Origin of the sequence: Winogradskyella sp. (assembly GCF_028282165.1) — a bacterium.
Classification (GTDB): Bacteria; Bacteroidota; Bacteroidia; order Flavobacteriales; family Flavobacteriaceae; genus Winogradskyella.
Genome location: NZ_JANQIM010000033.1, coordinates 20,188 through 44,462, shown reverse-complemented (window position 1 = coordinate 44,462; position 24,275 = coordinate 20,188). Strand labels below are relative to the sequence as shown.

Here is a 24,275-nt window from a genome sequence, read left to right as displayed (position 1 = left end):
AACAGAGTTTATCCTAATATAGCTTTTTAATCACATTAGTTACAATACCCCAAATTATAAAGTTATTCTCTTCTGAAATTTTAATAATTGGATAATCTGGATTTTCGGGTTGAAGCCATACTTCTCCATCAGATACTCTTAATCGCTTAACCGTAAACTCCCCATCGAGAAAGCATACGGCTATCTTATTGTTTTCTGGTTCTAAGCTACGGTCAATAACCAATAAATCATTATCATCTAAGCCAGCACCAATCATAGATTGTCCACTAACACGAGCATAGAATGTTGCCTCCTTATTTTTTACCAATTCTTCATCTAATGACAACCGTTGTTCCTTAAAATCATCTGCAGGTGAAGGAAACCCCGCTGAAATCCCTGTGTCGAAAAAGTTAACACCTGAGTCTTTGTTAGATTCTGGAATAAAGAATGTTAAATGGTTAGGTTTGTGCGTTATCATTTTACAATAATAATATCATTAATATTTGTCGTATATCTTGGAGAGAGTCTTTCTTGACGCATTTTCCATGTGCGTTCCAAATCTTGATTTCCTATCTTGATTTTATCACCTTTATACTTTTTATTTATGCTATCTATAGCAGACATCAAAGGTTTATGCTTGGGATCTTCTTTGCTAAACATGTCTAATTGATAGTTATCCGTTGGCACTAAACCAGTAACAATAACTCCTGCTCTTTTATATCTAATCCCCTTTTTAAAAATAGTCTGCATTGCTCTTACGGACGCTTTACTAATTAGTAACGAAGAATCTGTAGGGTAAGCAAAGCTCACCATGGTACTGGCACGGTGTTGTTCAAGATCCTTTTTATGTCTGTTACTGCTTAATGTTACTATAATCATATGGCAACTAGACCCTTGCTTACGCAATTTCTCCGCGCAACTCGTTGCAAAAGTAGAAATGCGCTCTTTTATATAGTCGATGTCGTCATACGTATAATCGAAGCTTCGAGTTGTTGCAATAGCACGTTTACGTGTTGGTTCTTCCAACTTTATTTTAGAAATACCCTCCAGGTCTTTTTTTAATTTCCATTCTGTAACGGAAAATGTTTTTCTCACCCATTCATCATCAAGCTGTGTGAAATCATAGGCTGTTTTACAACCTTTGGCTTTTAGACGCTTTTGTAAACCATGTCCTATGCCCCATACACTTTCTAACCCTATCCATTTCAAAGCTTTTATTCTAGATTCGTCTGAATCTATCACATAAACACTTTTTGTTTTATCAGGAAACTTACGTGCAATTTTATTGGCCACTTTGCTTAATGCTTTGGTAGGTGCAATACCCACACAAGTCGGAATTCCTGTCCATCTTAAGATACGTTGGCGTATTTGATTACCGTAATCTCTAAAATCATAATCGCCAAAACCCTTAAACTGAAGAAAAGCTTCGTCTATGCTATACACTTCAACATCTGGCGTGAATTGTTCAAGAATACTCATAACTCGACTGCTCATATCGCCATACAATGGATAGTTAGATGATAATACACTGATACCATTAGCTTTACAAAACCCTTCCCACTTAAAAATTGGTGCTCCAAAAGGCAACTCTAAAGCTTTAGCCTCATCACTCATAGAAATAACACAGCCATCATTATTGCTCAGAATGGCAACAGGATTTCCCTCCAAATTAGGGTTGAAAACACGTTCGCAAGAGGTGTAAAAATTATTACAATCTACTAAAGCATACATAGATTATAAAGATAGAGATTTTATATACATTTGTCACTAATGTCGCTTCCAAAAAAACTCTATAAAAAACTCGAAGACCGTAAGGCCAATAATGCATTTAGACAACTAGGCACGTCTAATACTCTTGTGGATTTTTCGTCTAATGACTATTTAGGGTTTTCTAAATCTGAAGTCATTTTCGATACTACCTATCAATATTTAACAGAAAAAGGCATCAAACAGAATGGCGCGACAGGCTCTCGCCTACTCTCTGGAAACCACAAGCTCTATAGCCAATTTGAAGCTGAACTTTCTAAAATCCATAACTGCGAAACGGCTTTAATCTACAACTCTGGTTATGATGCTAATATAGGCTTACTATCGTCTGTACCTCAACGAGGAGATATTGTATTGTATGATGAACTAGTTCATGCCTCCATCAGAGATGGTATTACTATGAGTCATGCCAAAGCATATAAGTTTAAACACAATGATTTGAACACTTTGGAAGAAAAATGTCAGACTGAGCGTGGTCGAAGCCTAAAAGATTCTGAACTCTATATTGTGACAGAATCCGTGTTTTCAATGGACGGCGATTCTCCAAACATTAAGGCTCTTAACCAACTTTGCAAGGCCTATAATGCCCATCTAATTATTGACGAAGCACATGCCATAGGTGTTTTTGATCAAGGTTTAGTAGATGAATCTGTCTTTGCCAGAATCATCACTTTTGGAAAGGCCTTAGGAAGTCATGGCGCTGCAATTTTAGGTTCACAAGATTTAAAGGACTATCTCATCAATTTTTCTCGTCCTTTTATTTACACTACTGCATTATCTCCACATACCTTAGCGACCATAAAATTTGCTTATAAAGCGCTAAATACCACTAATGAAATTAAAGCCTTAAAGAGCAATATTGCTTTTTTTAATGCTGAAATCAGTAGATTAAACCTTCAGGAGCTATTTATTAAAAGTACATCTGCAATTCACTCTTGTATTATTTCGGGAAATGATAATGTAAAACACATTTCCCAACAGCTTCAAAATAAAGGATTTAATGTAAAACCCATTTTATCACCTACCATTCCAAAAGGAAAAGAGCGCTTAAGATTTTGCTTACATAGCTATAATTCTAAAGCAGAAATTTCGGAAGTCTTAAGCCTGTTAGCTACCTTTGTAACACAGTCATGCTGAACTTGTTTCAGTATCCCATGACGATCATTTATGAACGAGACTTTTGTAACCATAGCTAGATTTCAATATTCATCCGAAGCCCAAATTATAAAAGGACGGCTCGAGTCTGATGGTATTGAAGTATTTTTAAGGGATAATATTACCATCGATACCGATCCGTTAGTGAGTAACGCTATTGGTGGTATAAAATTGAAAGTGCGTGCTGAAGATGAAAAAGAAGCAAAAAAGATTCTAAAATCCATTAAAGCCTATGCAGTTGATGACAACGGCAACCCAATTACCTGTCCTAACTGCAAAAGACATGAAGTAGAAATGTACTCATCAATCGATAGTTTAAAAGCTTTTTTATCATTTCTAATAGGTGTATTAACACTTACACTCCCTTTTCATACACGTTATAAATACGTCTGCGAAAATTGTAAAACCGAATTCCCTATAAAATGAAAACCTTTTTTGTAACTGGAATATCCACTGATGTAGGTAAAACCATTGCTTCCGCTATTTTAGTCGAAGCGCTTGAAGCCGATTATTTTAAACCTGTACAAGCTGGCGATTTGGATAATAGCGACACGCACAAAGTAAAACGTTTAGTTTCTAACCCCAAGTCCTTTTTTCATCCCAACAGCTATGCACTTAAAACACCTATGAGTCCACATGGTGCAGCCGAAATAGATGGATTGGAAATAGATACAAAACAAATAAAACGCCCAGATACAAAAAATCATCTCGTTGTAGAAGGTGCTGGTGGATTATTAGTGCCTTTGAATGATTCCGAAACCATTTTAGATCTCATTCAACCCAGTGATAAGGTTATTGTTGTATCTCGGCATTACTTGGGCAGCATCAATCATAGTCTATTAACGATCAATGCACTAAAAGAAAAAGGATTTGATGTCTCAATTATCTATAGTGGTGACGAACATCCATCAACTGAATCTATTATTGAAAAAATGACTAGTGTACCTGTTATTGGTAGAATCAATGATGAGCCCTATTTTGACCAAAATGTCATTAAGGAATATGCCGAGGTATTCAGGAAAAACTTGATATAGCAAATGAACAAGTACCTAATCAATTCGGAGAATTGAAAATTGAAATGCAGAATATAAAAATCAAATCGTTAAAAATTTTTGAAGCCTTGGAAGAAATTTAGATTTGATTTTTGGTTTTCATTCTGTTAGAAGAATGAAAAATTCCTCATTTCAATATGATTTTTTGGTTCGTTTTGTACTGCGCCTTCGCGTAGCTTCGGCAGAGCAAGGTCAAGACAAAATGAACTTAAATGAAAATAATCGAATACATCCATGAGATACTGAAACAAGTTCAGTATGACAAAAGAAAAAATGAAATTAAAACAACGCGATAAAAAACACCTTTGGCATCCATTAAAGCAGCACCAAACCCATCCTGAAAGTTTAGCCATTGTAAAAGCAAAAGGCTGCATGCTTACCGACGAAGATGGTAACGACTATATAGACGCCATCTCCTCATGGTACACTAGTATGTTTGGGCATTGTCATCCCTACATTATCGAAAAAGTCAGCAATCAAATGCAGCAGCTAGACCAGATTATGTTTAGTGACTTTACTCACGAACCTGCCATAAAACTGTCTGAAGCATTGATTACGATTTTACCAGAAGGGCAAAACCGAGTTTTCTTTAATGATAATGGTTCAACCGCTGTAGAGGCCGCCATAAAAATGGCATTGCAATATTACTTCAACAAAGGCGAAAAGCGTTCTACATTTATTGCTTTTGAAAACGGTTTTCATGGTGACACTTTTGGTGCCATGTCGGTTTCAGGACTTTCGGTTTATAACGGCCCTTTTGAAAATTTCTTAATGCAAATTCATCGTATCTCTGTTCCTAATGGCGAAAATATCAGTGACATTTTATCTCGATTAGAGACTATAATTTCTTCTGAATCTGTTGCTGGATTTGTGTATGAGCCTTTAGTGCAAGGCGCAGCAGGAATGAAAATCCATGATGCAGATGGTCTTAACGAGATCCTAAAGTTCTTCAAAAAGCACGATGTTTTAACCATTGCCGATGAAGTAATGACAGGTTTTGGTAAAACAGGAAAGCACTTTGCTTCAGATTATGTGGAAACTAAACCCGATATTATTTGTTTAAGCAAAGCGTTAACAGCCGGACTGGTTCCAATGGCCATTACGTCTTGTACCGAAACTATTTATCAGGCATTTTTAGGTAACACTATTGCCAAAGGCTTTATGCACTGCCATACCTATTCTGCCAATCCTATTGCATGTGCTGCTGCTTTAGCAAGTACCGAATTATTGCAGACGGAAGGAATTCAAAATAACATCAAACGCATTTCAGAATCGCACAAGACTTTTGAAAAAAAAATCCAACAACTTCCAAAAGTAAAATCAACACGAAGCATTGGCATCATCTTGGCCATCGACCTCAACACTAATGCCAATCGCTATGGTGATCTCCGCGATAAACTGTTATCATTCTTTATGACAAATGGTGTGTTTTTAAGACCTCTGGGCAACACCATTTATATCCAACCTCCTTATGTGATTACGGATAAGGAATTGCAGAACGTTTATCGGGTCATCGAAGATGCCCTAATTGCCTTCTAATGCTTTATCCAATAAATTAATGCGTTCTTCAGAATCTTTTATCGTAACATATAGTTTCTCATAATCCCAGGTATCGTCTAATTTTTCGCCTTTAACATATACAAATGCCTTACCATTTGGGCCTTTTAATGGAATTCTAAAATCGGCAGAACGCTTTCCATTCTTATAGTTCAAAGATCCTTGCATTATACCATCTGTTTCTACAGGCTCACCGATAATGGAAATAAGCCTCTCATTAGTTGATGCTTGTTCAACGGCATACTCATAGGGCTCAGAGCTTTTAAGCATTTTCATACCTCCAAAAATTGCAGCTCCAACACCAAAGACAAATAGTAAAATAACGACTAAGCAGCCACCGCCTAGAACCCAGCCCCAATTTCTGGCAAACCAACTTTTCTGTTTATAGTCTTCCATAGTATCAATCTGTTTTAAAAGATGAGTAATCTAAAATGAGATTATGTTACAATTTAATCATAAATCGCTAAAGTCGGTTTTTAAAATAGGGTATATACATTACTTTTGCCTCAAAGACAATATCCATTGAATACACCCATTTCTATAACCGCAATAGCTTCCATTTCACCTTTGGGTTTTAATAAGGATACCATTTGGAAAAACTATACTTCGGATACCCACTTTTTTACAACTAAAGATGGAAACCTAGTAGCAGAATTAGCTATTGAATCCAAACAAGAGATCGAAAAACTTAGACATTCTAACTCTAAATACAAGCAGCTAGATGATTCTGTTTTATTCGGCATATATGCTGCAAGAAAGGCCGTAAAAGAAGCTGGATGGTCTCCTGAATCTAATTTTGGAATCAATATAGGCTCTTCACGCGGAGCCACAGGCTTATTCGAAAACTATTACGAAAGTTTTTTGGATAAGAATAAAGCTGAGACTTTAAGCTCACCGACCACAACACTTGGCAATATATCCTCTTGGGTTGCCCACGACTTGCAAACCAAAGGCCCTGAAATTTCACACTCCATCACCTGCTCTACAGCCTTACATGCGCTTTTAAATGGCATGGCATGGCTTAACTCTGGCATGTGCGATAAGTTTCTTGTAGGTGGTAGCGAGTCGCCATTGACACCGTTCACTATTGCTCAAATGCAAGCCCTAAAAATTTATGCAAGAAAGCATCATGAATTTCCCTGTAAGGCTTTGGACTTTAATAAATCAGAAAACACAATGATTCTTAGTGAAGCTGCTGCTATAGCCTGTTTAGAAAAGGGAACAAAAGATAATGCTTTGGCAATTGTTATAGGTTTTGGTTATGGAACAGAATTATTAGAACATAATGCCTCATTGTCAACCAATGCGGAATGTTTTCAGCGATCCATGTCTATGGCATTAGGGGATACCAATCCCAATGAGATCGATATTATAATCACACATACACCGGGCACCATAAAGGGAGATATAGCAGAATATAATGCTATAAAACAGATTTTTTGTAACAAAGTTCCTGCTTTAACTACTAACAAAATACAAGTGGGTCATAGTCTTGGAGCTTCTGGAATGCTCAGTATAGAAATGGCCATACTTATGCTTAACCATCAAGAATTTATTGACATTCCTTATTTGGATCAACCGACTCCAAAAAAGATTTCAAAAATTATGATTAATGCCGTCGGATTTGGTGGTAATGCCGTGTCTGTAGTACTTTCAAAATGATGCATTTATGAATTTTTAATTATTGTTTAATCGCTAATTCACTTAATTATGTTAGACTGGTTTTCAAATTTAGAATTACTGCCTAAGATCTATTGGTCAATAGCCATAGTAGCGTCTTTGGTTTTTATCATCGTAATGATACTGGCTTTTGTCGGTGGTGATGCTGATGATTTAGGTGATGTGGATTCGGATATCGATGGTGATTCAGGCATTGGTTTTCAATTTCTGACGTTCAAAAATGTGGTCAGTTTTTTTACCATTTTTGGCTGGAGTGGCATAGCATGTCTCGATGCTGGGTTTTCAACTCCATTGACCTTAGTTGTTTCTACAGTTTGTGGATTATTAATGATGATAATCGTAGCTTCTTTATTTTATTTTATGAACAAGCTTACCGATAGTGGTACACTCAACTATGATAATGCCATTGATGCTGTAGGCGAAGTGTATTTAACTATAGGAGCCGACCGGAGTCGTATGGGCAAGGTAAGTGTTAATGTACAAGGTACTATGCGCGAACTAGATGCGCTCACGGATTCATTAACTGATTTAAAATCCGGAACCATCATAAAAGTTGTCGATGTTACTTCTAATGGCATCCTAATAGTAGATCATACACGTAAGCCTATTGAGCCTACAGAAACAAAAATTCAAGAACTAGATAGTGGAGAAAACCATTTATTAAATAGTTAAAATACTTAAATCAAAAAATATTAACCATTAAAATCTTAATTCCATGACATTACTTATTCAAGAAAACATAATGGAGGGTATTGGAGGCCCAATGGCCCTTATCTTTACAGCGCTAATTATTGTACTCATTCTAATCGTACTCATAAGACGCTATAAACGCTGTCCTTCAGACCGCATCCTCGTAGTCTATGGTAAAGTTGGTGGCGGAAAATCTGCAAAGTGTATTCATGGTGGCGCAGCCTTTATTATGCCAGTCATTCAAGATTATGAATATTTGGATTTAACACCAATTTCTATAGAAGTTAACCTAGTAAATGCTTTATCTAAACAAAATATTCGTGTTAATGTGCCATCACGTTTTACCATTGGTGTATCTACAGAGCCAGGCGTTATGCAAAATGCCGCAGAGCGTTTGTTAGGTCTGGGATTGCAGGATATTCAAGAGCTCGCTAAGGAAATCATTTTTGGTCAATTGCGTTTAGTTGTAGCTTCAATGGATATTGAGGAAATCAACTCTGATCGCGATAAGTTCTTAACCAATATCTCACAATCTGTAGAATCAGAATTAAAGAAAGTTGGTTTGAAGCTTATCAACGTAAACATCACTGACATTGTTGATGAGTCTGGTTATATAGAAGCATTAGGTAAAGAAGCAGCAGCACATGCTATTAATGCGGCTCGTAAATCGGTAGCAGAGAAAAATAGAGATGGTGCTATTGGTGAAGCCAATGCCGTACAAGATGAAAAAACACAAGTCGCTGCGGCAAACGCTAAAGCTGTTGAGGGTGAAAATACAGCTAAAATATCAGTTGCCAACTCAGATTCCCTTCGTCGTCAGCGCGAAGCGGAAGCGGAGCGTGTTGCAATAGCATCAGAAAAAGTACAAGCTGCAAAAGCTTTGGAAGAATCTTATGCCGCAGAACAGCAGGCGGAAGCAGCTAGAGCTGAACGCGAAAGATCATCTCAAATGGCTGATGTTATTGTTCCGACAGAGATCGCCAAAAAGAAAGCTGAAATCGATGCCGAGGCTGAAGCAGAGCGCATTAGAAGACGCGCCAAAGGTGAAGCTGATGCAATTCTATTTAAAGCACAAGCTGAAGCAAAAGGTTTGTATGAAGTTTTAACCAAACAAGCGGCAGGTTTAGATGAAATTGTAAAAGCTGCCGGTAATAATTCTAAGGATGCCGTATTACTTTTAATAGCTGATAAATTACCCGAATTGGTTAAAACCCAAGCCGAAGCCATTAAAAATATCAAGATTGACAAAGTTACTGTTTGGGAAAACGGCAATAGTAAAGACGGTAAGTCTTCAACCTCTAACTTTATATCTGGTATGTATAAAGCTGTGCCTCCTTTACAGGAAATGTTTAACATGGCCGGAATGGATTTACCTGAATATCTAAAAGGTAAGGATAAAAAAGAGATTGAAGCTGATGATGCTGAAATTGAAAAGTAAGATGATAAATAAATAGATTGAAAAATCCACTTTTAAAAGTGGATTTTTCTATTTTTACCACATAATCATTTTCTATGAGCGAAGTAAGACACAATTGGACTAAAGAAGAAATTCTAGAGATATACAATAAACCCTTAATGGAACTGCTTTATGAAGCAGCAACTATACACAGAAAGCATCACGACCCAAATACGGTTCAAGTAAGCACATTACTTTCAATAAAAACAGGTGGTTGCCCAGAGGATTGCGGTTATTGTCCACAAGCGGCACGTTATCACACCGATATTGAAGGTAACGACCTAATGAGTGTTCAGCAAGTAAAGGCACAAGCTCTTAGAGCTAAAGCTTCTGGAAGCTCAAGAGTTTGTATGGGAGCAGCATGGAGAAATGTAAAGGATGGCCCAGAGTTTGACCAAGTGCTAGAAATGGTTCGCACCATAAACAAACTAGAGATGGAAGTCTGCTGTACCCTTGGCATGGTTACCGAAAATCAGGCCAAACGATTGGCCGAAGCTGGATTGTATGCCTATAATCATAACTTAGATTCTTCGGAAGAATATTATAAAGAAGTTATTTCTACACGTGGATTTGAAGATCGATTGGAAACCATAGACAATGTTCGTAAAACGAATGTTACTGTATGTTCTGGCGGTATTATTGGTATGGGCGAAAAAGTTGAGGATAGAGCGGGGATGTTGGTGGCATTATCCACCTTAAGCCCACAACCAGAATCTGTACCCATCAATGCCTTAGTAGCTGTGGAAGGCACACCTCTTGAAGATCAAGAACCCGTTTCAATTTGGGATATGGTACGTATGGTGGCTACAACACGTATTGTTATTCCTGAAACTCAAGTCCGATTAAGTGCAGGAAGAACACAAATGACAAGAGAAGGGCAAGCTATGTGTTTCTTTGCAGGAGCTAATTCTATATTTGCAGGCGATAAATTGTTAACCACACCTAATCCGGATGTCAATGAGGATATGGAAATGTTTGAGCTTCTGGGATTGAATCCTCAAAAACCATTTATCAAAAAAATGCAACCTCAAACTATTGAAGCTGAGGATTCTAAATACCAAGCACTAGGCGAAAAGCCCAAATGGTCTAGGCCAGATCACAAAATTGAACGTAATGAACAGGCCAAACTAAAAGCAAAAGCAATAAAGTAATTCACTTAACAATAATTAAACTTTGGTAACGTTTTATTAACTTTGGCGCACTAAAGTCTTAACCGTTGCAATTGAACCTTAAAGACATACCTCGTGTTAAAACCATCACGAAGGACGATTTTATAAAGGACTACTTTAAGCCACAAAAACCTGTGGTTATAGAACGCTTTATAGAAGATTGGCCGGCCTATTCTAAATGGAACTTGGACTACATGAAAGAAGTCGCAGGTGATAAAATGGTTCCGCTTTACGATGACAGACCTGTGGATTACAAAGAAGGTTTTAACGAAGCTCACGCCACCATGAAAATGAGTGATTATATCGATATGCTAAAGCGCGAGCCTACCAAATTTAGAATCTTTTTATGGAACATCTTAAAGGAAGTTCCTCAACTGCAAAAGGATTTTAGTTATCCCGATTTTGGATTGCGATTAATGAAGACCCTACCCATGCTTTTCTTTGGAGGTAAAGACTCTTATACCTTTATGCACTATGACATCGATTTAGCAAATATTTTTCATTTCCATTTTGAAGGTAAAAAGCAATGTATTTTATTTGATCAAAAACAGAATAAATACTTATATAAAATACCACACTCCTTAATTACCAGAGAAGATATAGACTTCTATAATCCCGATTTTGAAAAATGGCCAGCATTAAAACATGCCAAAGGTTGGGTTTGTAATCTAAATCATGGTGAAGTACTTTACATGCCAGAAGGTTACTGGCATTATATGCGTTATCTTACACCTGGTTTTTCTATGAGCTTAAGAGCCATTGCTAGAAATCCAAAAAACTTTGGCAAAGCTTTATACAATGTCTTTTTGATGCGTAATTACGATAATTTGATGCGTCGTTTTAGAGGGCAAAAATGGATTGACTGGAAAAACGAAAAAGCGTTATCAAACACCAATCGCTCTGTTTGATTTTTCGCGATAATTTCAAGTTATAATTAAAAAAACTAAGAGGCTACAAGTGTTCATTTAGCTTTTCATAGATGAGATACGACTCCCATCCTCTGTAAAGCATATAATCTGCCACTTTCTTCTTCTTCCTAAGCATATTGCTTTCCTTAACGTCTTTAATTCGCTTCTTAATTAACTCTTCTAAAGTAAAGTGATATTCCGCTTCATCAATTTCCTTTAAGGCAATGTCAATTGTATACTTTGAGATTTCTCTAAACTTTAACTCCCTAACCAATCGATTCTTTCCCCACTTTTTTATTCTAAATTTTCCGCTTACGAATGCCTTAGCAAATCGCTCTTCATTTAAATAATCATTCTGTATTAAGTGCACCATAATCTTGTCAATAGCTTCTGGAATCATATTCATCTTTCTAAGTTTAGTCTTAACATCTTTATGGCAACGTTCTTGGTAGGCACAATAATTTTCTAGCGTTTTTTGCGCTTCATCGACAGTATAGGTTCTTTGTAGATTCATAGCGTCAAATATAACATTTTGTTAATATCTTACATTGCCTAACTCACTGTGAGTTAGGTATTTTTAATCTATATTTGCGATTGACATTAGTTAATTTAATCCCTATGAAAAAGAACTACTTATCCCTCATAAGTCTTCTCCTTGTCTTAACATTTGGTTATGGGCAAATTTATACTGAAAACTTTACTGGCCAAAATGGAAAAGGTGCCGTAGGTCCTACACCAACTATTGATGTTTCTGGTGTAACATGGTCAATCGATGTTAGTAGTGCTGCTTTAACAGCAACTACAGATTGGTTTCAAGTTGTAAATGAGGTTTTTGAAGCTAGGGATATAGATGGTAATGCAATTTGGTTATCGCCATCTATTAATATTTCATCTTACACAAATGTATCTTTCAGCCTTGGTGCTTCTGAACAAGGTACTATGGAGGCAGCTGATATTTTTAATACTGAATATAGAATTGATGGTGGTATCTGGACTGCTGCTACAACTAATGGAAATCTTAATGATGATTTTACTAGTGCAACCGTATCACAAACTGGTTTGTTAGGAAACACTCTTGAGATAAGAGTAACAATGAACAATAATGCAGGTGCTGAATATCATAGATTAGATAATATTATTGTGGATGGAACATTAGTTGGAGGAGGATGCAACATTTCAGACATTGCCTTAAGCAATACAGGCGCTTGCAACGATAACGGAACGGCATCTGATGCCTCTGATGACTACTACACCGCTGATATAACCATAACGTATAGTAATGCTCCTGCATCTGGCACTATTGATCTTACAGGTACTGGCGTTGTTGGTGGAACAACTTCTGCCGCAGTGGGTACATCACCTCAAACCATAATGGGTGTTCAATTAGCTGCCAATGGAAGTGATGTTGAAATCATAGCTACATTTAGCGCAGATGCAACTTGTAACTACACGGAAACTGTTGTTGGTTCTGGTGTGGCTTCGTGTTCAAGTAGTGGTGGCACTGATTGTGCTGATGAGTCTTTTGCTAATATCCCAACTACTTCTTCTGGTCAATATCTCGCTCGCACATGGACAGGTGATGATGGATTTACATGGAACGCCACAAATTCAAGAACGGACCTGACCATTAATGGCAGTGCCATAACAATGAACGATGACACTGCAAATACATATGTTGAATCTAGTTCAGTTCCCGGAGGTATTGGTGATTTAACAATCAGTACTCAGCGTAAATTTGGTGGTGGATCTGGTAACTTAAATGTATTGGTTAATGGTACAAATGTAGGTACTGTCCCTTATGATGATACTGTAACGACTACCACAATTACAGGTATTAATATTTCAGGCAATGTAGTTGTAACTATTGCTAATGATATTGGCGGTTCAAGTGGTGGTGGTGCCGATAGAGTTGCGATTGATGATTTATCTTGGACCTGCTTCTCTTGTTCAGGAACACCAGCTGACGCTACAAATTTTATGGCAGCCGAAGTTTGTGGTGCTGTAGATTTAACATGGGATGCACCTACTTGTGCTGATGAAGTTTTAATTATTGCCAGAGAAACAAGCGCCGTTACTGCAATACCAACAGGAGACGGATCTGCTTATACTGCCGATACACAGTTTGGAAATGGTACTGCATTATTAGCCGGCCAGTTTGCAGTGTACAAAAGTACTGGAACTTCAGCATCTATTACAGGATTAACAGGTGGTAGCACCTATCATTTCACTATATTCTCTAGAGTGGGTTCTACTTGGTCTTCAGGTGCTACAGCAAATGTAACCTATACAGGAACAATAGAGAATCCAACCTCTTTCACATCCTTTAACGATTGTGGCGATATTGGTTTACAATGGACCAATCCTACCTGTTTTGATGAAATTTTAGTTGTTGCCAGAGCCTCTAACACGGTTACTGCAACACCAACAGGCGATGGTTCTGCTTACACCGCAGATGCTCAATTTGGAAATGGAACAGCCTTATCAGCTGGTGAATATGCGGTTTACAAAGATGTTTCGGATAACGTAACTATAACAGGATTAACAGACGGCATTACCTACCATTTTGAGATTTTTACTAGAGTCGGTAATAACTGGAGTTCAGGAGCAACGACCTCAGCAACTGCAAGTTCAACAGCAACTTCAGGGCCTACAACATTTAGCCCTGGTGATATTGTGTTTGTTGGGTACGATAGTTACATAGGCGGTTCAACAGATCGATATTCATTATTAAATCTCGTAGATATTGGTGTTGGTACTGAATTTATAATGGCTAATTTATTATACGAATGGAATGCCGCAGCAAATGTAAGCACTAACCGCTGGTACGATTGTGATACTGATTTTGACTCTGACCCTCCTTATGCAGCAATAACCTATAATGGTTGTTCAGATATTCCTAAAGGGTCTATTATATGTATAGCGACTAATGGCAGTGGTAATATATTGTATATGACCGTAAATGGCATTAGTGTTACAGTAGGTGCAACTGGAACAGAAGACTTCGTGGTAGATGCTGTTAATGACACCGTTGGTAATATTAGTACGACTAATGCCGATGCTATGTGGCTAATGCAAGGAACATTCTCTAATGTTTTTAGCGACATTGGCGATGGTAATGACAACAATGCAGCTGATGATAGATACCGTACATTTACAGGAACTGTTCTCGGCGCTCTGCAGACCAAAGGAGATTTTAGATTGTTAACAGAAACAGGTGGAAACTGGACAGGAACTAATAGTGAGCGAAGGGTTTCAAGAATTCACCCTGATACTGAATGTGTCTTTCTCCAAACTGGCACTACCTCCTCTACACGCTTTTTTGGATATCATAATGGAATTACAAGTGGTACACAATATCAATTGTTAGCTGATATCACAGATCAATCTAATTGGGTGCTTCAAAGTGGAACTGGTGGTGTACAAGATTCTGATAATATAGACTTTTTATGCGGAAGTAGCTATACTATTACAGGCGGCGGAACAAATGCTGGGTTGTGGGTTGGCTCTACAAGTAATGATTGGTTCGACTGTACAAACTGGGAAAATTTTGCTGTGCCAAATGCCACAGTAGACGTTACCATTGATGTAACTGCCATTACTAATAGCAAAATAGATCATACTACTGCTAATGCAGCAAAATTTGGTGGTTTGGCTGAATGCAATAATTTAACCATTACTGATAGTTTTCTTGATATTTCTGAAAGTAACCTTAATATTTTAACTGTTAATGGTGACCTTACCATAAATGGTACTGGTTTATTGGATATGGATGACGGTAATAATGGTACTGATGATGGCGTAATCAACTTGTTAGGAAACTGGATTAACGGTATTGACGAATCTGCTTTTAGTGAGGGCAATAGTACCGTTGTGTTTGCTTCGACAACTCCACAAGCCATTAGCATAGGTGGACCACCGTTACCGCCACCTGGTCCTTTTGTAACCGAAGAATTTTATAATATTACTTTGGATAACGATTTTAATATTGACATCAGTGGTTCAAGTGATCGCACACTTTATGCTCATGGTAATTTAACCATTAACCCTGGTAGCACACTAACTGTGCAATCTGGTTCTTATGTACATGTAGGCAATATACTTAATACCCAAGGTGCTATTGTCCTTGAAGACAGTGCGAATCTAATTCAGGTTAATGACGTGAATAACACCGGTAATCTCACTATGCGACGTAATTACGATGTAGACAGTAGTCTCGATTACATCTATTGGTCCTCTCCTGTTGATGGTTTTAGTACTAACGATCTCCCTGTAAATAATAGTCATGTATACACTTGGAATCCTACAGCTCCAAATACTGGTAATGGGCAAGGAAACTGGGAATCAGCAGTTGCACAGACCATGGTAGAAGGCGTTGGTTATATAGCAAGATCACCTGGTTCTGTTCCAAGTACTATGGTTTTTCAAAATGGTGTCCCACATAATGGTGATGTCAATTTAAACTTATCACGTGGTACCGATGTTGCCAGTGATGATGATGATTGGAATCTGTTGGGTAATCCTTATCCATCATCTATTTCTGCATTGACGTTTCTTACGGACAACACCAATCTAGAGGGTTTTATCAATCTTTGGACACATGGTGCAATTCCTAGTAGTGCTATTGCCGATCCTTTTTATGAAAATAATGGTGGTTTTAATTACGATCCTAACGATTACATTACATATAATAGTACTGGTCCTACTACTGGTCCAGGTACATTCAATGGATACATAGCTTCTGGCCAAGGCTTTATGGTAAACACCATAAACGGTGCTGCTTCTAGTACGATTGCTGTTTCTTTCACCAATGACATGAGACAAAGAGATTACGACAATTCTAATTTCTTTAGACCTTTTGACTCTAATGAAAAACATCGCATTTGGCTAGATTTAGCTTCCGATAATAATGGTGTTAATAGGGTTTTATTAGGTTACTTAAATGGTGCTACAAATGAAGAAGATAGGTTGTTTGATGCCTTGACTACATTTCAGGATAATGAACAGACCTTTTACTCTATAATTAATAACGAACCTTTTGTGATACAAGGTAGAGCTATACCATTTGTAGATACCGATGTTATTCCATTAGGGTATAAATGTATTGAATCCGGGAATTTAACTATAGCGATACATACGGTAGATGGTTTTTTCGAAAACGATCAGAATATTTATTTGAAAGATAATCTATTAAACTTAGTACACGACCTAAGTAATGCACCTTATTCATTCACCTCTGAAACTGGGGAATTTAATGATCGTTTTGAGATTGTATTCACACAAGAAACACTTTCTCTTGAGGATAGTACTATATCTCCTAATGAATTGACTATTAATGAGCTTTCAAACGGTAATGTACAAATTGAGGTTAGTGAGAACCTAACTATAAAAACTGTTGAAATATTGGATATTTTGGGAAGACAGATTTATAATCTTCAAGGGACAAGTTCCGCTGAAATATACAATTTATCTAAACTAAGTAATACCGCTTATATTGCCAGAGTAACATTATCCAATGGACAGGTAATTAGCAAAAAAGCTATTAAACAATAGTAGTAAGCGTTATGTAATACCATATTCACTTTAAAGGGAGCTAAGTAAGTGTCCCTTTAAAGTGAATATTTAAGGGCTAAAATCAAGTTCCTTCCTGCCGCAGATATACCAGAAGAGTAAGGTCTATAACGCTGATCAGTAATGTTCTCTAAACTAGCGGTAAGCGTAAACTTTTTGTTCCAATAGTATTGCGCTCTAAGATTTAAGGTATGCCAAGATGGTGCATAGGGATTTCCATTTGAATCCCTAGCATAGAGATAATCTTTAGATGGTTCTGAAGGGGCTAATTGATTAAACGACAACTCGTCATTATAAACCAAAAAGGCATCTAAGAGCAATTTATCCTTTTCCCATACTAAGTGTGTTCTGCCAAAATTAGGAGCTACATGTCTTACAGGAACCTCTATGCCATTGTTATCCTCAGTTCCACCAATGATATTGTATTGTGATCGTAATTTCAAATACTCGGAGAAATTGACCTCCGCTCCCACTTCAAAACCATATATCCATGCTCTAGATGCATTTTGAATAGCTTGAACTGTACTCATTTCGCCATCATAGATAATTTCCGTTTCCCCATTTAGCTCAAAATCTCTTTGTATTAAGGCGTTATCTAAAAACGTATAATACGTTGCCATATCAAGGATGAATTTGTTATCAAAATTCAATTTTAGTCCAAGTTCACCTCCATAGGCATATTCGGCCTTTAAGTTATTATTTGGTACCACTACCGAGCCGGGTTCAGAATCAAATACTTTACCTATATCATCAATATTAGGAGCTCTAAATGCTGTTGAAGCGTTCAGTTTCCACTGAATCATATTACTGGGCGACCAAGTAATACCAGCCGTTCCAGTAAGTGCACCCGTATTAACTCTTGTATCATTGAACGGAAGGTTTAAAAAGACATTATTCTCAGTAAAATCAGCATTAGCTATGACATGGTTATATCTCAATCCCGATTGAAATACAAACTTAGGATTTGGTTTATATTTAATACTTGTATATGCTGCAAAAGACTGCCAGGTAGAACCGTTTGGATAGCGAGTGACATTTGGCACTGCTGTATTTGTCTCAATGTTTTCTTCCTGACCTTCAGAACCAACTGTATTATAAAGGTATTCTAAGCCATAAAAAACACTGGTTTTTGAACTTAGTCTCTTTTCTAAATCGAGGTTAAATGAAATCGCATCTACATTTTCTTCTCTCACTTCTCTTAGAGGTGATTGAAAATCTCTATCTCTTCGGCTCTCCTTGAAGTTTTGATAGGCTATAGTAGCCTGAATCTTATTGTACAAATTAGAACTACTACTCGTCTTTGTGACTTGAGCATTTCCCATAAACCATTGTTGCGGACCATAGTCCCATTCAGCCGAACGAAGTGTTTCTCCTCTTGGTCTTAATAATCGATCGTATCTTGGATAATCTGAGGTCGTAGTAAAGTATAGGCCAAAATCAAAATACAGACGGTCTGAATGCTCATAATGCACTTTCTGCATCAAATTAATTTGACTGTAAGCCGTAGGCTTTTGAATTTGAGGGTCGCTATTGGGAACAATGATATCTTCACCATTTTGTCTAATAACATATTCTGGCCTTAAATAATCATCTGGACCATGACTTCCCATCCTTAAATCATCAAAATCCATATAACTCACATTAGTCAAAAAAGCCCATTTCCTATATCCAAGGTTTAAATCAAAATGTCCGGTTCTTTCATTATTTGCTGTGCTATATCTTAGTAAGGTGTTAACGTTTAATAACAATTCGTCCTTATAAGACAACTGTGGTTTCTTAGTATAAAAACTCATCACACCACCGATAGCATCACTACCATAAACCACGGAACCTGCACCTAGAGTGACTTCGGTACTTTGCACTGATAATGGGTCTATTGAAATTACATTTTGAAGATTACCACCACGGAATATGGCATTATTCATTCTAACACCGTCGACTGTAATTAGTAATCGCTTTGTAGAAAAACCACGAATCATAGGGCTTCCACCACCCATTTGACTCTTTTGAATAAAAATGTTTCCTGAATTATCTAATAAATCAGCACTTGTTTGTGGATTTGCCAATGTGATATCTTTGGCACTAATATTCACTATAGATTGAGGTATATCGCGTTTACTTTGCTCAAACTTAGAGATAGAAATTACAATTTGATCTAGCCCCTCAACTTTGGGCGTTAAATAAATAGTGTAATCATTTTCTGCAATTTCAAACTTTCTCAGTTCTAGTTTTTCATACAATAGATTCTGAAAGTAAATAATTTCCCTATCGTTAAATTTATCTAAACTGGCTTTGCCATCAATATCAGTAACCACATATTTGGTTTTCTTTAGATTATATAGGGCTACCTCAGGAATAGGTATGTTGCTACCTTTTTCTAAAACAGTAATTGTCTGGGAAAACGACACCCTTAAAAAAAGAAACAAAACAACACTAAAAATGATATTGCACTTCACTTTTATGCGCATCTTCATCAAAATATCTTCGTAAAAAATTACCTAATGAAATACATCATTAAGCACTTGCAATGATCTAGGTTTTTTAAAACCGTCCAAATGTAACTCAAAATAATACAATAACATATTTAAAAACTCTTGTCTTCGTTTTGCATTGATTTTTATAGTACTTAACGCATCAAAATTTATGCCCAAAAGTTGTTTCAGTAGTGTTAAATTTTCTCCAGCTATTGAATGAATTCCAGAGTCTGAAGCTTCAAAAACCCCAGTTTCTAGATTAAAATAGGGATAATTTATATTTAAATGTTCTGGTTGAAACCCTAAGTAGCGTGTTAGCCTCAACAAAAAAAGCAAATGGAAATTTGAATACTGTTCTTCACTATCTAAGTATTGTAATGCAGTTTCTATGTAGTTATAAAGCGCCTCATTTTTTTCCTCTTCACGAAGCACAGTTGAGAGAATTTCAGATAAGAACATAACCATTGCACTTTTGTAAATATTGCTATGAAGACTCTTGTAAATATAATTTAGTCTTACCTCCTTAATGTTTTGAAGTTGCCTATTAGGTTTAAAATTTTCTTCTATTTGGAGTTGTGATAGAGGTTGAAAATAAATTATCTTTGTTTGGCTTTTTTTAGATTTTAAGACGCCTCGCAAAATATAACTTACCACACCTCTTTGCTGTGTATAGCACTTAACAATAAGATCGTTATCCTTATATTTTAGTTTAGATAGAACAATACTATTGTTTTTTGCAAGCATACCTAACGAACGATAAGAACCTTAAGAACTTTAGTCTCAAATGAGTCTAAATCAGAAATCATTACTAAATATACCCCTGTTCTTACTATTGAATTAGCTAAGTTTTTGCCATTCCAAATAGCCGTACCTCCATCAATGGCAAAATTATAATTGGCACTAGAGGACCTTAAGTTAACATTAGACTGTGCTTCTGCTACTAAGTTGCCTTCAATATCGGTAATTTTAATATTAACCCTTTCTGTAAGGCCGCTTATCTTAACTCCTTTATTAATATCATTTAGGTCATTAAACCCTAATATATTATATTCTGGCCGTACAGGGTTGGGATATACAAAAGCGTTCTCAAGGGTCTCCTGCGGTCTCGATCCTCCTGCACTAAAAGCCAGCATGCCCCTAGTTGTAGCGATGTAAACAATACCATTGTCTGGATCTATAGATATATCATTGATTCTGTTAGAAGGTAACGGTGAGCTGTCTGTTGTAAAGTGAAAAATAGTATTTTGCCCATCTGCCGAAAAATAAAAAACTCCTGAATCTACAGTTCCTATCCACTTATTATTAGAGCCATCTACTTCAATATCAGTAATGGTTTGTCCTTCTAGTAACTCTTGTGGGATACCATCTTCCAAGACAATGATTGAGTTTAATGTAGGATTGGGATCATCAAAAAAACCTGTTGTATTAAATAACACCCTTAACCCAGAAAATGTACCTATCCAGAGTTGATTTCTATTATCCACGGCTAACGAAGTTACCCTAGGGAACGGAAGGTTTTGTTCTTCTGAAGCAATATTTCTCAGAGGATTGTCTCCTATGTTTTCATTAAAAGCATAAAGGCCATTAGAGTAGCCACCTATCCATTTAGTTCCATTATTATCTATGTCAATGTCAAAAAAACCAAACTCATCCGTAAGCGCGTCTTCAATTATGGCAGAAAAATCGTAGCCCTGCCAATTACCAGAGTTTGGATCGTAAGACTTTAAAGGATTTGGAGCTCGAGCTGTAAGTGACCATAAAACCCCATTGCGATCAAAAATAGATGCAGTAACCCTGAGGCTAATAAAATCTGGTGATCCAGGAAGTATTAAAGATTCTAATCCGCTATTATCCTGATTATATAAAATCGTAGGCTCAAAATTATTCACTTCTAATATTCCATCTTGACAAGAACTGATAAAGACTTGATTTGGATTAAATGGATTAACGGATATCTCAGACAGGTTTCTTGCTCCCAAAACACTATCAAAGGGTATGCTTTCCCATACGTCATCTCTATAATAACTTAATCCTCTTGATCTAAATGGTGAAGGATTTATGGATTCAGTATAATCCCCAAAACTTGCCCATACGGTGCCTGTCTCTGCATCTAAACGAAAAACTTCATTAAATAAAGGCCCATTAGGTTTTATCTCTGTAAAGAATGTATTGTCAGAGGTTGAACTTCTTAATACTCCAAATTCAGTAGATCCTATAAAAGTATTATTTTCTATAAATGTCGCAGCGGTAAAACTAGTATCGAATTCTTCTGTAGGCTGATAACTATTAGCCAACATTATATTTTCATCATAGACATAAACAGTATTTGCGGTTGTAACGATATAATTAGCCCCAGAAATCTCTGTATCTTCTGGTTCCAAAGGAAAATTGAATATAACCGTTACATTCGCCCCATCTATCTCTAGCAAATTCCTATTAAATGCAATACTGTATATCTTTCCCGAAAGTGTATTTACAGTCCTGAAATTACCGGCCAAAAACGTTTGCCACTGTTGAAAATCGATAAGATTGGGGTTATTTAAATCCGCTCTTTTTAATCCGTTGCTGTCTCCACAAGCCGCAAAGATTTCATTATCAAGAACAGTAACCTGATTGACGTTGATTTGGGCACCTCCATTACCCAAAAAATAAGTATCTCCAAACTCTAATCGGTCTAGATCATATACTGACACACCAAAATCTGTTGAAATATAAACGAGTCCCTGATGTTCATAGAAATGATTAATGCGCTTATTTACTGGTGTAATATTATCCTTTTCCAAAATATCAACGACTGATAATACAGTTCCATCCGTTTCAAAATAAACTTCTATTAATCCTGTTTCGTAGCCAATGATTAAATATTGAAAAAACTCACTGTAAGCTATAGTTGTAATTTGTTCACCAGATAATCCTTCAACGGTAGTAATGGTATTTAGTTCTTGTGTTTGCAAATCGTATTCAAAAACTGCATTCTGTGCCGCTGCATAAATCTTATTGTTCCCATTTACTACATCTACAATATCATTATAAGAATAATGGGCTTGCCATAATGAAGAGAAATCTTGAGAATAACCTTTCAAAAAAAAGATGGAAATCAAAAAAAAGAGTAAAACCTTAAAATCCGTTTTAACCATTAAGAATTTGTTTTGTCAAATATATTAATAGTAACGATAATATGCCTTTAATAATATGCTAACTCAATAAAAAAAAGCCCTCAATAAACAATATTAAGGGCTTGCTTTTTCTTAATAAGAAACTATTTATACAACGCCTTGCGCCAGCATTGCATCTGCTACTTTTACAAAACCTGCTATATTAGCTCCTCTGATATAATCTATAGAACCGTCATCATTTTTACCATACTTAACACAAGAATCGTGTATATCTGCCATGATGTCTTTCAATCTTGCATCAACTTCTTCTCTTGTCCAACTTAAGCGTAATGAATTCTGACTCATCTCTAAACCTGATGTAGCTACCCCACCAGCATTAGATGCTTTTCCAGGTGCAAATAATATTTTAGCCTTTTGAAATTCATGAATAGCATCTGGAGTAGATGGCATATTTGCTCCTTCCGAAACACATATACAACCGTTATCCACTAATTGTCTAGCTTCTTCGCCATTAAGTTCATTTTGAGTAGCACAAGGCAAAGCGATATCGCATTCAACTGACCATGGTCTTTCTCCGGCTACATATGTGGCGTTAGGATACTTTTCAACATATTCTTTAATACGCCCTCTTCTTACATTCTTCAATTCCATGACAAAATGTAATTTTTCATTGTCAATACCTTCTTCATCAACGATATATCCTCCTGAGTCAGATAGCGTTAGTACTGTAGCTCCTAATTCGATGGCTTTCTCGGCAGCATATTGGGCAACATTTCCAGAACCGGAAATCACAACTTTCTTACCATCAAAAGAGTCGTTTTTAATTTTTAGCATATTTTCAGCAAAATACACAGTGCCATATCCTGTTGCTTCAGGTCTAATTAAAGAACCTCCCCAAGATTGACCTTTTCCTGTTAAAACACCTGTGAAGGTGTTGTTCAATTTCTTATACATTCCAAACATATACCCAATCTCTCTAGCTCCTACACCTATATCACCCGCAGGCACATCTGTGTTATGTCCGATATGTCTATACAACTCAGTCATAAATGCATGACAAAAGCGCATGACCTCATTATCAGATTTTCCTTTAGGATCAAAATCAGAACCTCCTTTTCCACCTCCCATAGGCAATGTAGTTAAGCTGTTTTTAAAGACCTGTTCAAAGGCCAAAAACTTCAAAATACTCGCATTTACCGTAGGATGAAAACGCAATCCTCCTTTGTAAGGGCCAATGGCCGAATTCATTTGCACCCTATAACCTCTATTGACTTGTATTTCGCCAGAGTCATCTACCCAACTAACTCTGAACGATATCAAACGTTCGGGCTCTACCATCCTTAAAAGAATGTTTTTTCCGTGATAAATATCGTGCTTAACGATATAAGGTATTACGGTTTCTGCCACCTCCTGGACAGCCTGTAAAAATTCAGGCTCGTGTCCATTTCGCTTTTTTACAAGGTCTAAAAAAGCATCAATTTTATCTTTCATATAAAAAATTGTTAAGAAATTGTGATTTATAGGGTGCAAAGATACATTATCTACAAAAATAATACCTGATTTTTTTCATATTCTCAAAAATTTTTCAATATTTGAGAATTGCAGTAAAATTCTTATCCCTAACAAGAAAAATGCATTTTGTCCGTTTTATTTTGTAGTTCGTCGACTTTTTATATATTTGTTCGGCAACAGCTTAATCCTATT

Annotated in this window: 18 protein-coding genes; 10 read left to right on the top strand and 8 right to left on the bottom strand. The window is 36.6% G+C overall.

Going from position 1 to position 24,275, the window contains the following annotated elements; genetic code table 11:
- Nucleotides 1–13: 13 nt before the first annotated feature.
- Both Q0972_RS12235 and Q0972_RS12230 read right to left on the bottom strand, forming a co-directional pair.
- Nucleotides 14–457 carry a LexA family transcriptional regulator gene (locus Q0972_RS12235; RefSeq protein ID WP_299366003.1) on the bottom strand — a complete coding sequence of 148 codons (444 nt, stop codon included), beginning with the start codon at nt 455–457 and terminating at the stop codon, nt 14–16.
- Nucleotides 454–1,710, bottom strand: coding sequence for a Y-family DNA polymerase (locus Q0972_RS12230; protein ID WP_299366002.1), 1,257 nt, complete (start codon nt 1,708–1,710; stop codon nt 454–456). The genes Q0972_RS12235 and Q0972_RS12230 overlap by 4 nt, the downstream gene beginning before the upstream one ends.
- Before the next feature lie 39 nt (nt 1,711–1,749).
- Here Q0972_RS12230 and Q0972_RS12225 point away from each other — a divergent pair, with 39 nt between their 5' ends.
- The 4 genes from Q0972_RS12225 to bioA all read left to right on the top strand — a co-directional run bounded on the left by Q0972_RS12225 (nt 1,750) and on the right by bioA (nt 5,492).
- A complete protein-coding gene (locus Q0972_RS12225) occupies nt 1,750–2,883 on the top strand; it encodes a pyridoxal phosphate-dependent aminotransferase family protein (protein WP_299366001.1) in 1,134 nt (377 codons plus the stop codon).
- A gap of 30 nt (nt 2,884–2,913) precedes the next feature.
- On the top strand, nt 2,914–3,327 hold the full coding sequence (locus tag Q0972_RS12220; protein ID WP_299366000.1) for a DUF2007 domain-containing protein: 414 nt from the start codon (nt 2,914–2,916) through the stop codon (nt 3,325–3,327).
- Complete coding sequence (gene bioD / locus Q0972_RS12215) at nt 3,324–3,935, top strand: dethiobiotin synthase (protein ID WP_299365999.1); 612 nt, start codon at nt 3,324–3,326, stop codon at nt 3,933–3,935. The genes Q0972_RS12220 and bioD overlap by 4 nt, the downstream gene beginning before the upstream one ends.
- Nucleotides 3,936–4,226: 291 nt before the next feature.
- Nucleotides 4,227–5,492 carry an adenosylmethionine--8-amino-7-oxononanoate transaminase gene (bioA, locus tag Q0972_RS12210; RefSeq protein WP_299366566.1) on the top strand — a complete coding sequence of 422 codons (1,266 nt, stop codon included), beginning with the start codon at nt 4,227–4,229 and terminating at the stop codon, nt 5,490–5,492.
- Here bioA and Q0972_RS12205 read toward each other — a convergent pair.
- Entirely contained in the window at nt 5,478–5,906 is a 429-nt protein-coding gene (locus Q0972_RS12205) for a cytochrome c oxidase assembly factor Coa1 family protein (protein WP_299365998.1), read from the bottom strand. The two genes, bioA and Q0972_RS12205, sit on opposite strands and share 15 nt — an antisense overlap.
- Nucleotides 5,907–6,032: 126 nt before the next feature.
- Between Q0972_RS12205 and Q0972_RS12200 the strand changes: the two genes are divergently transcribed.
- The 5 genes from Q0972_RS12200 to Q0972_RS12180 all read left to right on the top strand — a co-directional run bounded on the left by Q0972_RS12200 (nt 6,033) and on the right by Q0972_RS12180 (nt 11,413).
- Nucleotides 6,033–7,172, top strand: coding sequence for a beta-ketoacyl synthase N-terminal-like domain-containing protein (locus tag Q0972_RS12200; RefSeq protein WP_299365997.1), 1,140 nt, complete (start codon nt 6,033–6,035; stop codon nt 7,170–7,172).
- Nucleotides 7,173–7,220: 48 nt separating this feature from the next.
- Nucleotides 7,221–7,862 carry a hypothetical protein gene (locus tag Q0972_RS12195; RefSeq protein ID WP_299365996.1) on the top strand — a complete coding sequence of 214 codons (642 nt, stop codon included), beginning with the start codon at nt 7,221–7,223 and terminating at the stop codon, nt 7,860–7,862.
- A 43-nt stretch (nt 7,863–7,905) separates the two neighbouring features.
- Entirely contained in the window at nt 7,906–9,318 is a 1,413-nt protein-coding gene (locus Q0972_RS12190) for a flotillin family protein (protein WP_299365995.1), read from the top strand.
- 74 nt (nt 9,319–9,392) lie between these two features.
- A complete protein-coding gene (bioB, locus tag Q0972_RS12185; protein ID WP_299365994.1) occupies nt 9,393–10,487 on the top strand; it encodes a biotin synthase BioB in 1,095 nt (364 codons plus the stop codon).
- A 65-nt stretch (nt 10,488–10,552) separates the two neighbouring features.
- Nucleotides 10,553–11,413, top strand: a complete 861-nt coding sequence (locus tag Q0972_RS12180; RefSeq protein ID WP_299365993.1) for a cupin-like domain-containing protein — start codon at nt 10,553–10,555, stop codon at nt 11,411–11,413.
- A 43-nt stretch (nt 11,414–11,456) separates the two neighbouring features.
- On the opposite strand, the gene Q0972_RS12175 is transcribed toward Q0972_RS12180, so the two are convergent.
- Nucleotides 11,457–11,927 carry a regulatory protein RecX gene (locus tag Q0972_RS12175; RefSeq protein ID WP_299365992.1) on the bottom strand — a complete coding sequence of 157 codons (471 nt, stop codon included), beginning with the start codon at nt 11,925–11,927 and terminating at the stop codon, nt 11,457–11,459.
- Between the two features lie 104 nt (nt 11,928–12,031).
- Here Q0972_RS12175 and Q0972_RS12170 point away from each other — a divergent pair, with 104 nt between their 5' ends.
- Nucleotides 12,032–16,963: a hypothetical protein gene (locus tag Q0972_RS12170; protein ID WP_299365991.1), complete on the top strand. Its 4,932-nt coding sequence runs from the start codon at nt 12,032–12,034 to the stop codon at nt 16,961–16,963.
- Nucleotides 16,964–17,019: 56 nt separating this feature from the next.
- On the opposite strand, the gene Q0972_RS12165 is transcribed toward Q0972_RS12170, so the two are convergent.
- From Q0972_RS12165 to gdhA, 4 genes are all read right to left on the bottom strand, one after another.
- Nucleotides 17,020–19,455: a TonB-dependent siderophore receptor gene (locus Q0972_RS12165; RefSeq protein WP_299365990.1), complete on the bottom strand. Its 2,436-nt coding sequence runs from the start codon at nt 19,453–19,455 to the stop codon at nt 17,020–17,022.
- A gap of 24 nt (nt 19,456–19,479) precedes the next feature.
- Nucleotides 19,480–20,199 carry a DNA repair protein RecO gene (recO, locus tag Q0972_RS12160; RefSeq protein WP_299365989.1) on the bottom strand — a complete coding sequence of 240 codons (720 nt, stop codon included), beginning with the start codon at nt 20,197–20,199 and terminating at the stop codon, nt 19,480–19,482.
- A gap of 2 nt (nt 20,200–20,201) precedes the next feature.
- Nucleotides 20,202–22,592 (bottom strand): two-component regulator propeller domain-containing protein, encoded by a 2,391-nt coding sequence (locus Q0972_RS12155; RefSeq protein ID WP_299365988.1) that lies wholly within the window; start codon nt 22,590–22,592, stop codon nt 20,202–20,204.
- Between the two features lie 126 nt (nt 22,593–22,718).
- Nucleotides 22,719–24,062, bottom strand: a complete 1,344-nt coding sequence (gene gdhA, locus Q0972_RS12150) for an NADP-specific glutamate dehydrogenase (protein ID WP_299365987.1) — start codon at nt 24,060–24,062, stop codon at nt 22,719–22,721.
- Nucleotides 24,063–24,275 lie beyond the last annotated feature (213 nt).

Coding starts and splice junctions, on each gene's coding strand:
- Q0972_RS12205 (WP_299365998.1), bottom strand. CDS start 5,906: ATGGAAGACTATAAACAGAAAAGTTGGTTTGCCAGAAATTGGGGCTGG.
- Q0972_RS12165 (WP_299365990.1), bottom strand. CDS start 19,455: ATGAAGATGCGCATAAAAGTGAAGTGCAATATCATTTTTAGTGTTGTT.
- bioD (WP_299365999.1), top strand. CDS start 3,324: ATGAAAACCTTTTTTGTAACTGGAATATCCACTGATGTAGGTAAAACC.
- recO (WP_299365989.1), bottom strand. CDS start 20,199: ATGCTTGCAAAAAACAATAGTATTGTTCTATCTAAACTAAAATATAAG.
- Q0972_RS12155 (WP_299365988.1), bottom strand. CDS start 22,592: ATGGTTAAAACGGATTTTAAGGTTTTACTCTTTTTTTTGATTTCCATC.
- Q0972_RS12170 (WP_299365991.1), top strand. CDS start 12,032: ATGAAAAAGAACTACTTATCCCTCATAAGTCTTCTCCTTGTCTTAACA.
- Q0972_RS12190 (WP_299365995.1), top strand. CDS start 7,906: ATGACATTACTTATTCAAGAAAACATAATGGAGGGTATTGGAGGCCCA.
- Q0972_RS12220 (WP_299366000.1), top strand. CDS start 2,914: ATGAACGAGACTTTTGTAACCATAGCTAGATTTCAATATTCATCCGAA.
- Q0972_RS12230 (WP_299366002.1), bottom strand. CDS start 1,710: ATGTATGCTTTAGTAGATTGTAATAATTTTTACACCTCTTGCGAACGT.
- Q0972_RS12195 (WP_299365996.1), top strand. CDS start 7,221: ATGTTAGACTGGTTTTCAAATTTAGAATTACTGCCTAAGATCTATTGG.
- bioB (WP_299365994.1), top strand. CDS start 9,393: ATGAGCGAAGTAAGACACAATTGGACTAAAGAAGAAATTCTAGAGATA.
- bioA (WP_299366566.1), top strand. CDS start 4,227: ATGAAATTAAAACAACGCGATAAAAAACACCTTTGGCATCCATTAAAG.
- gdhA (WP_299365987.1), bottom strand. CDS start 24,062: ATGAAAGATAAAATTGATGCTTTTTTAGACCTTGTAAAAAAGCGAAAT.
- Q0972_RS12225 (WP_299366001.1), top strand. CDS start 1,750: ATGTCGCTTCCAAAAAAACTCTATAAAAAACTCGAAGACCGTAAGGCC.
- Q0972_RS12175 (WP_299365992.1), bottom strand. CDS start 11,927: ATGAATCTACAAAGAACCTATACTGTCGATGAAGCGCAAAAAACGCTA.
- Q0972_RS12235 (WP_299366003.1), bottom strand. CDS start 457: ATGATAACGCACAAACCTAACCATTTAACATTCTTTATTCCAGAATCT.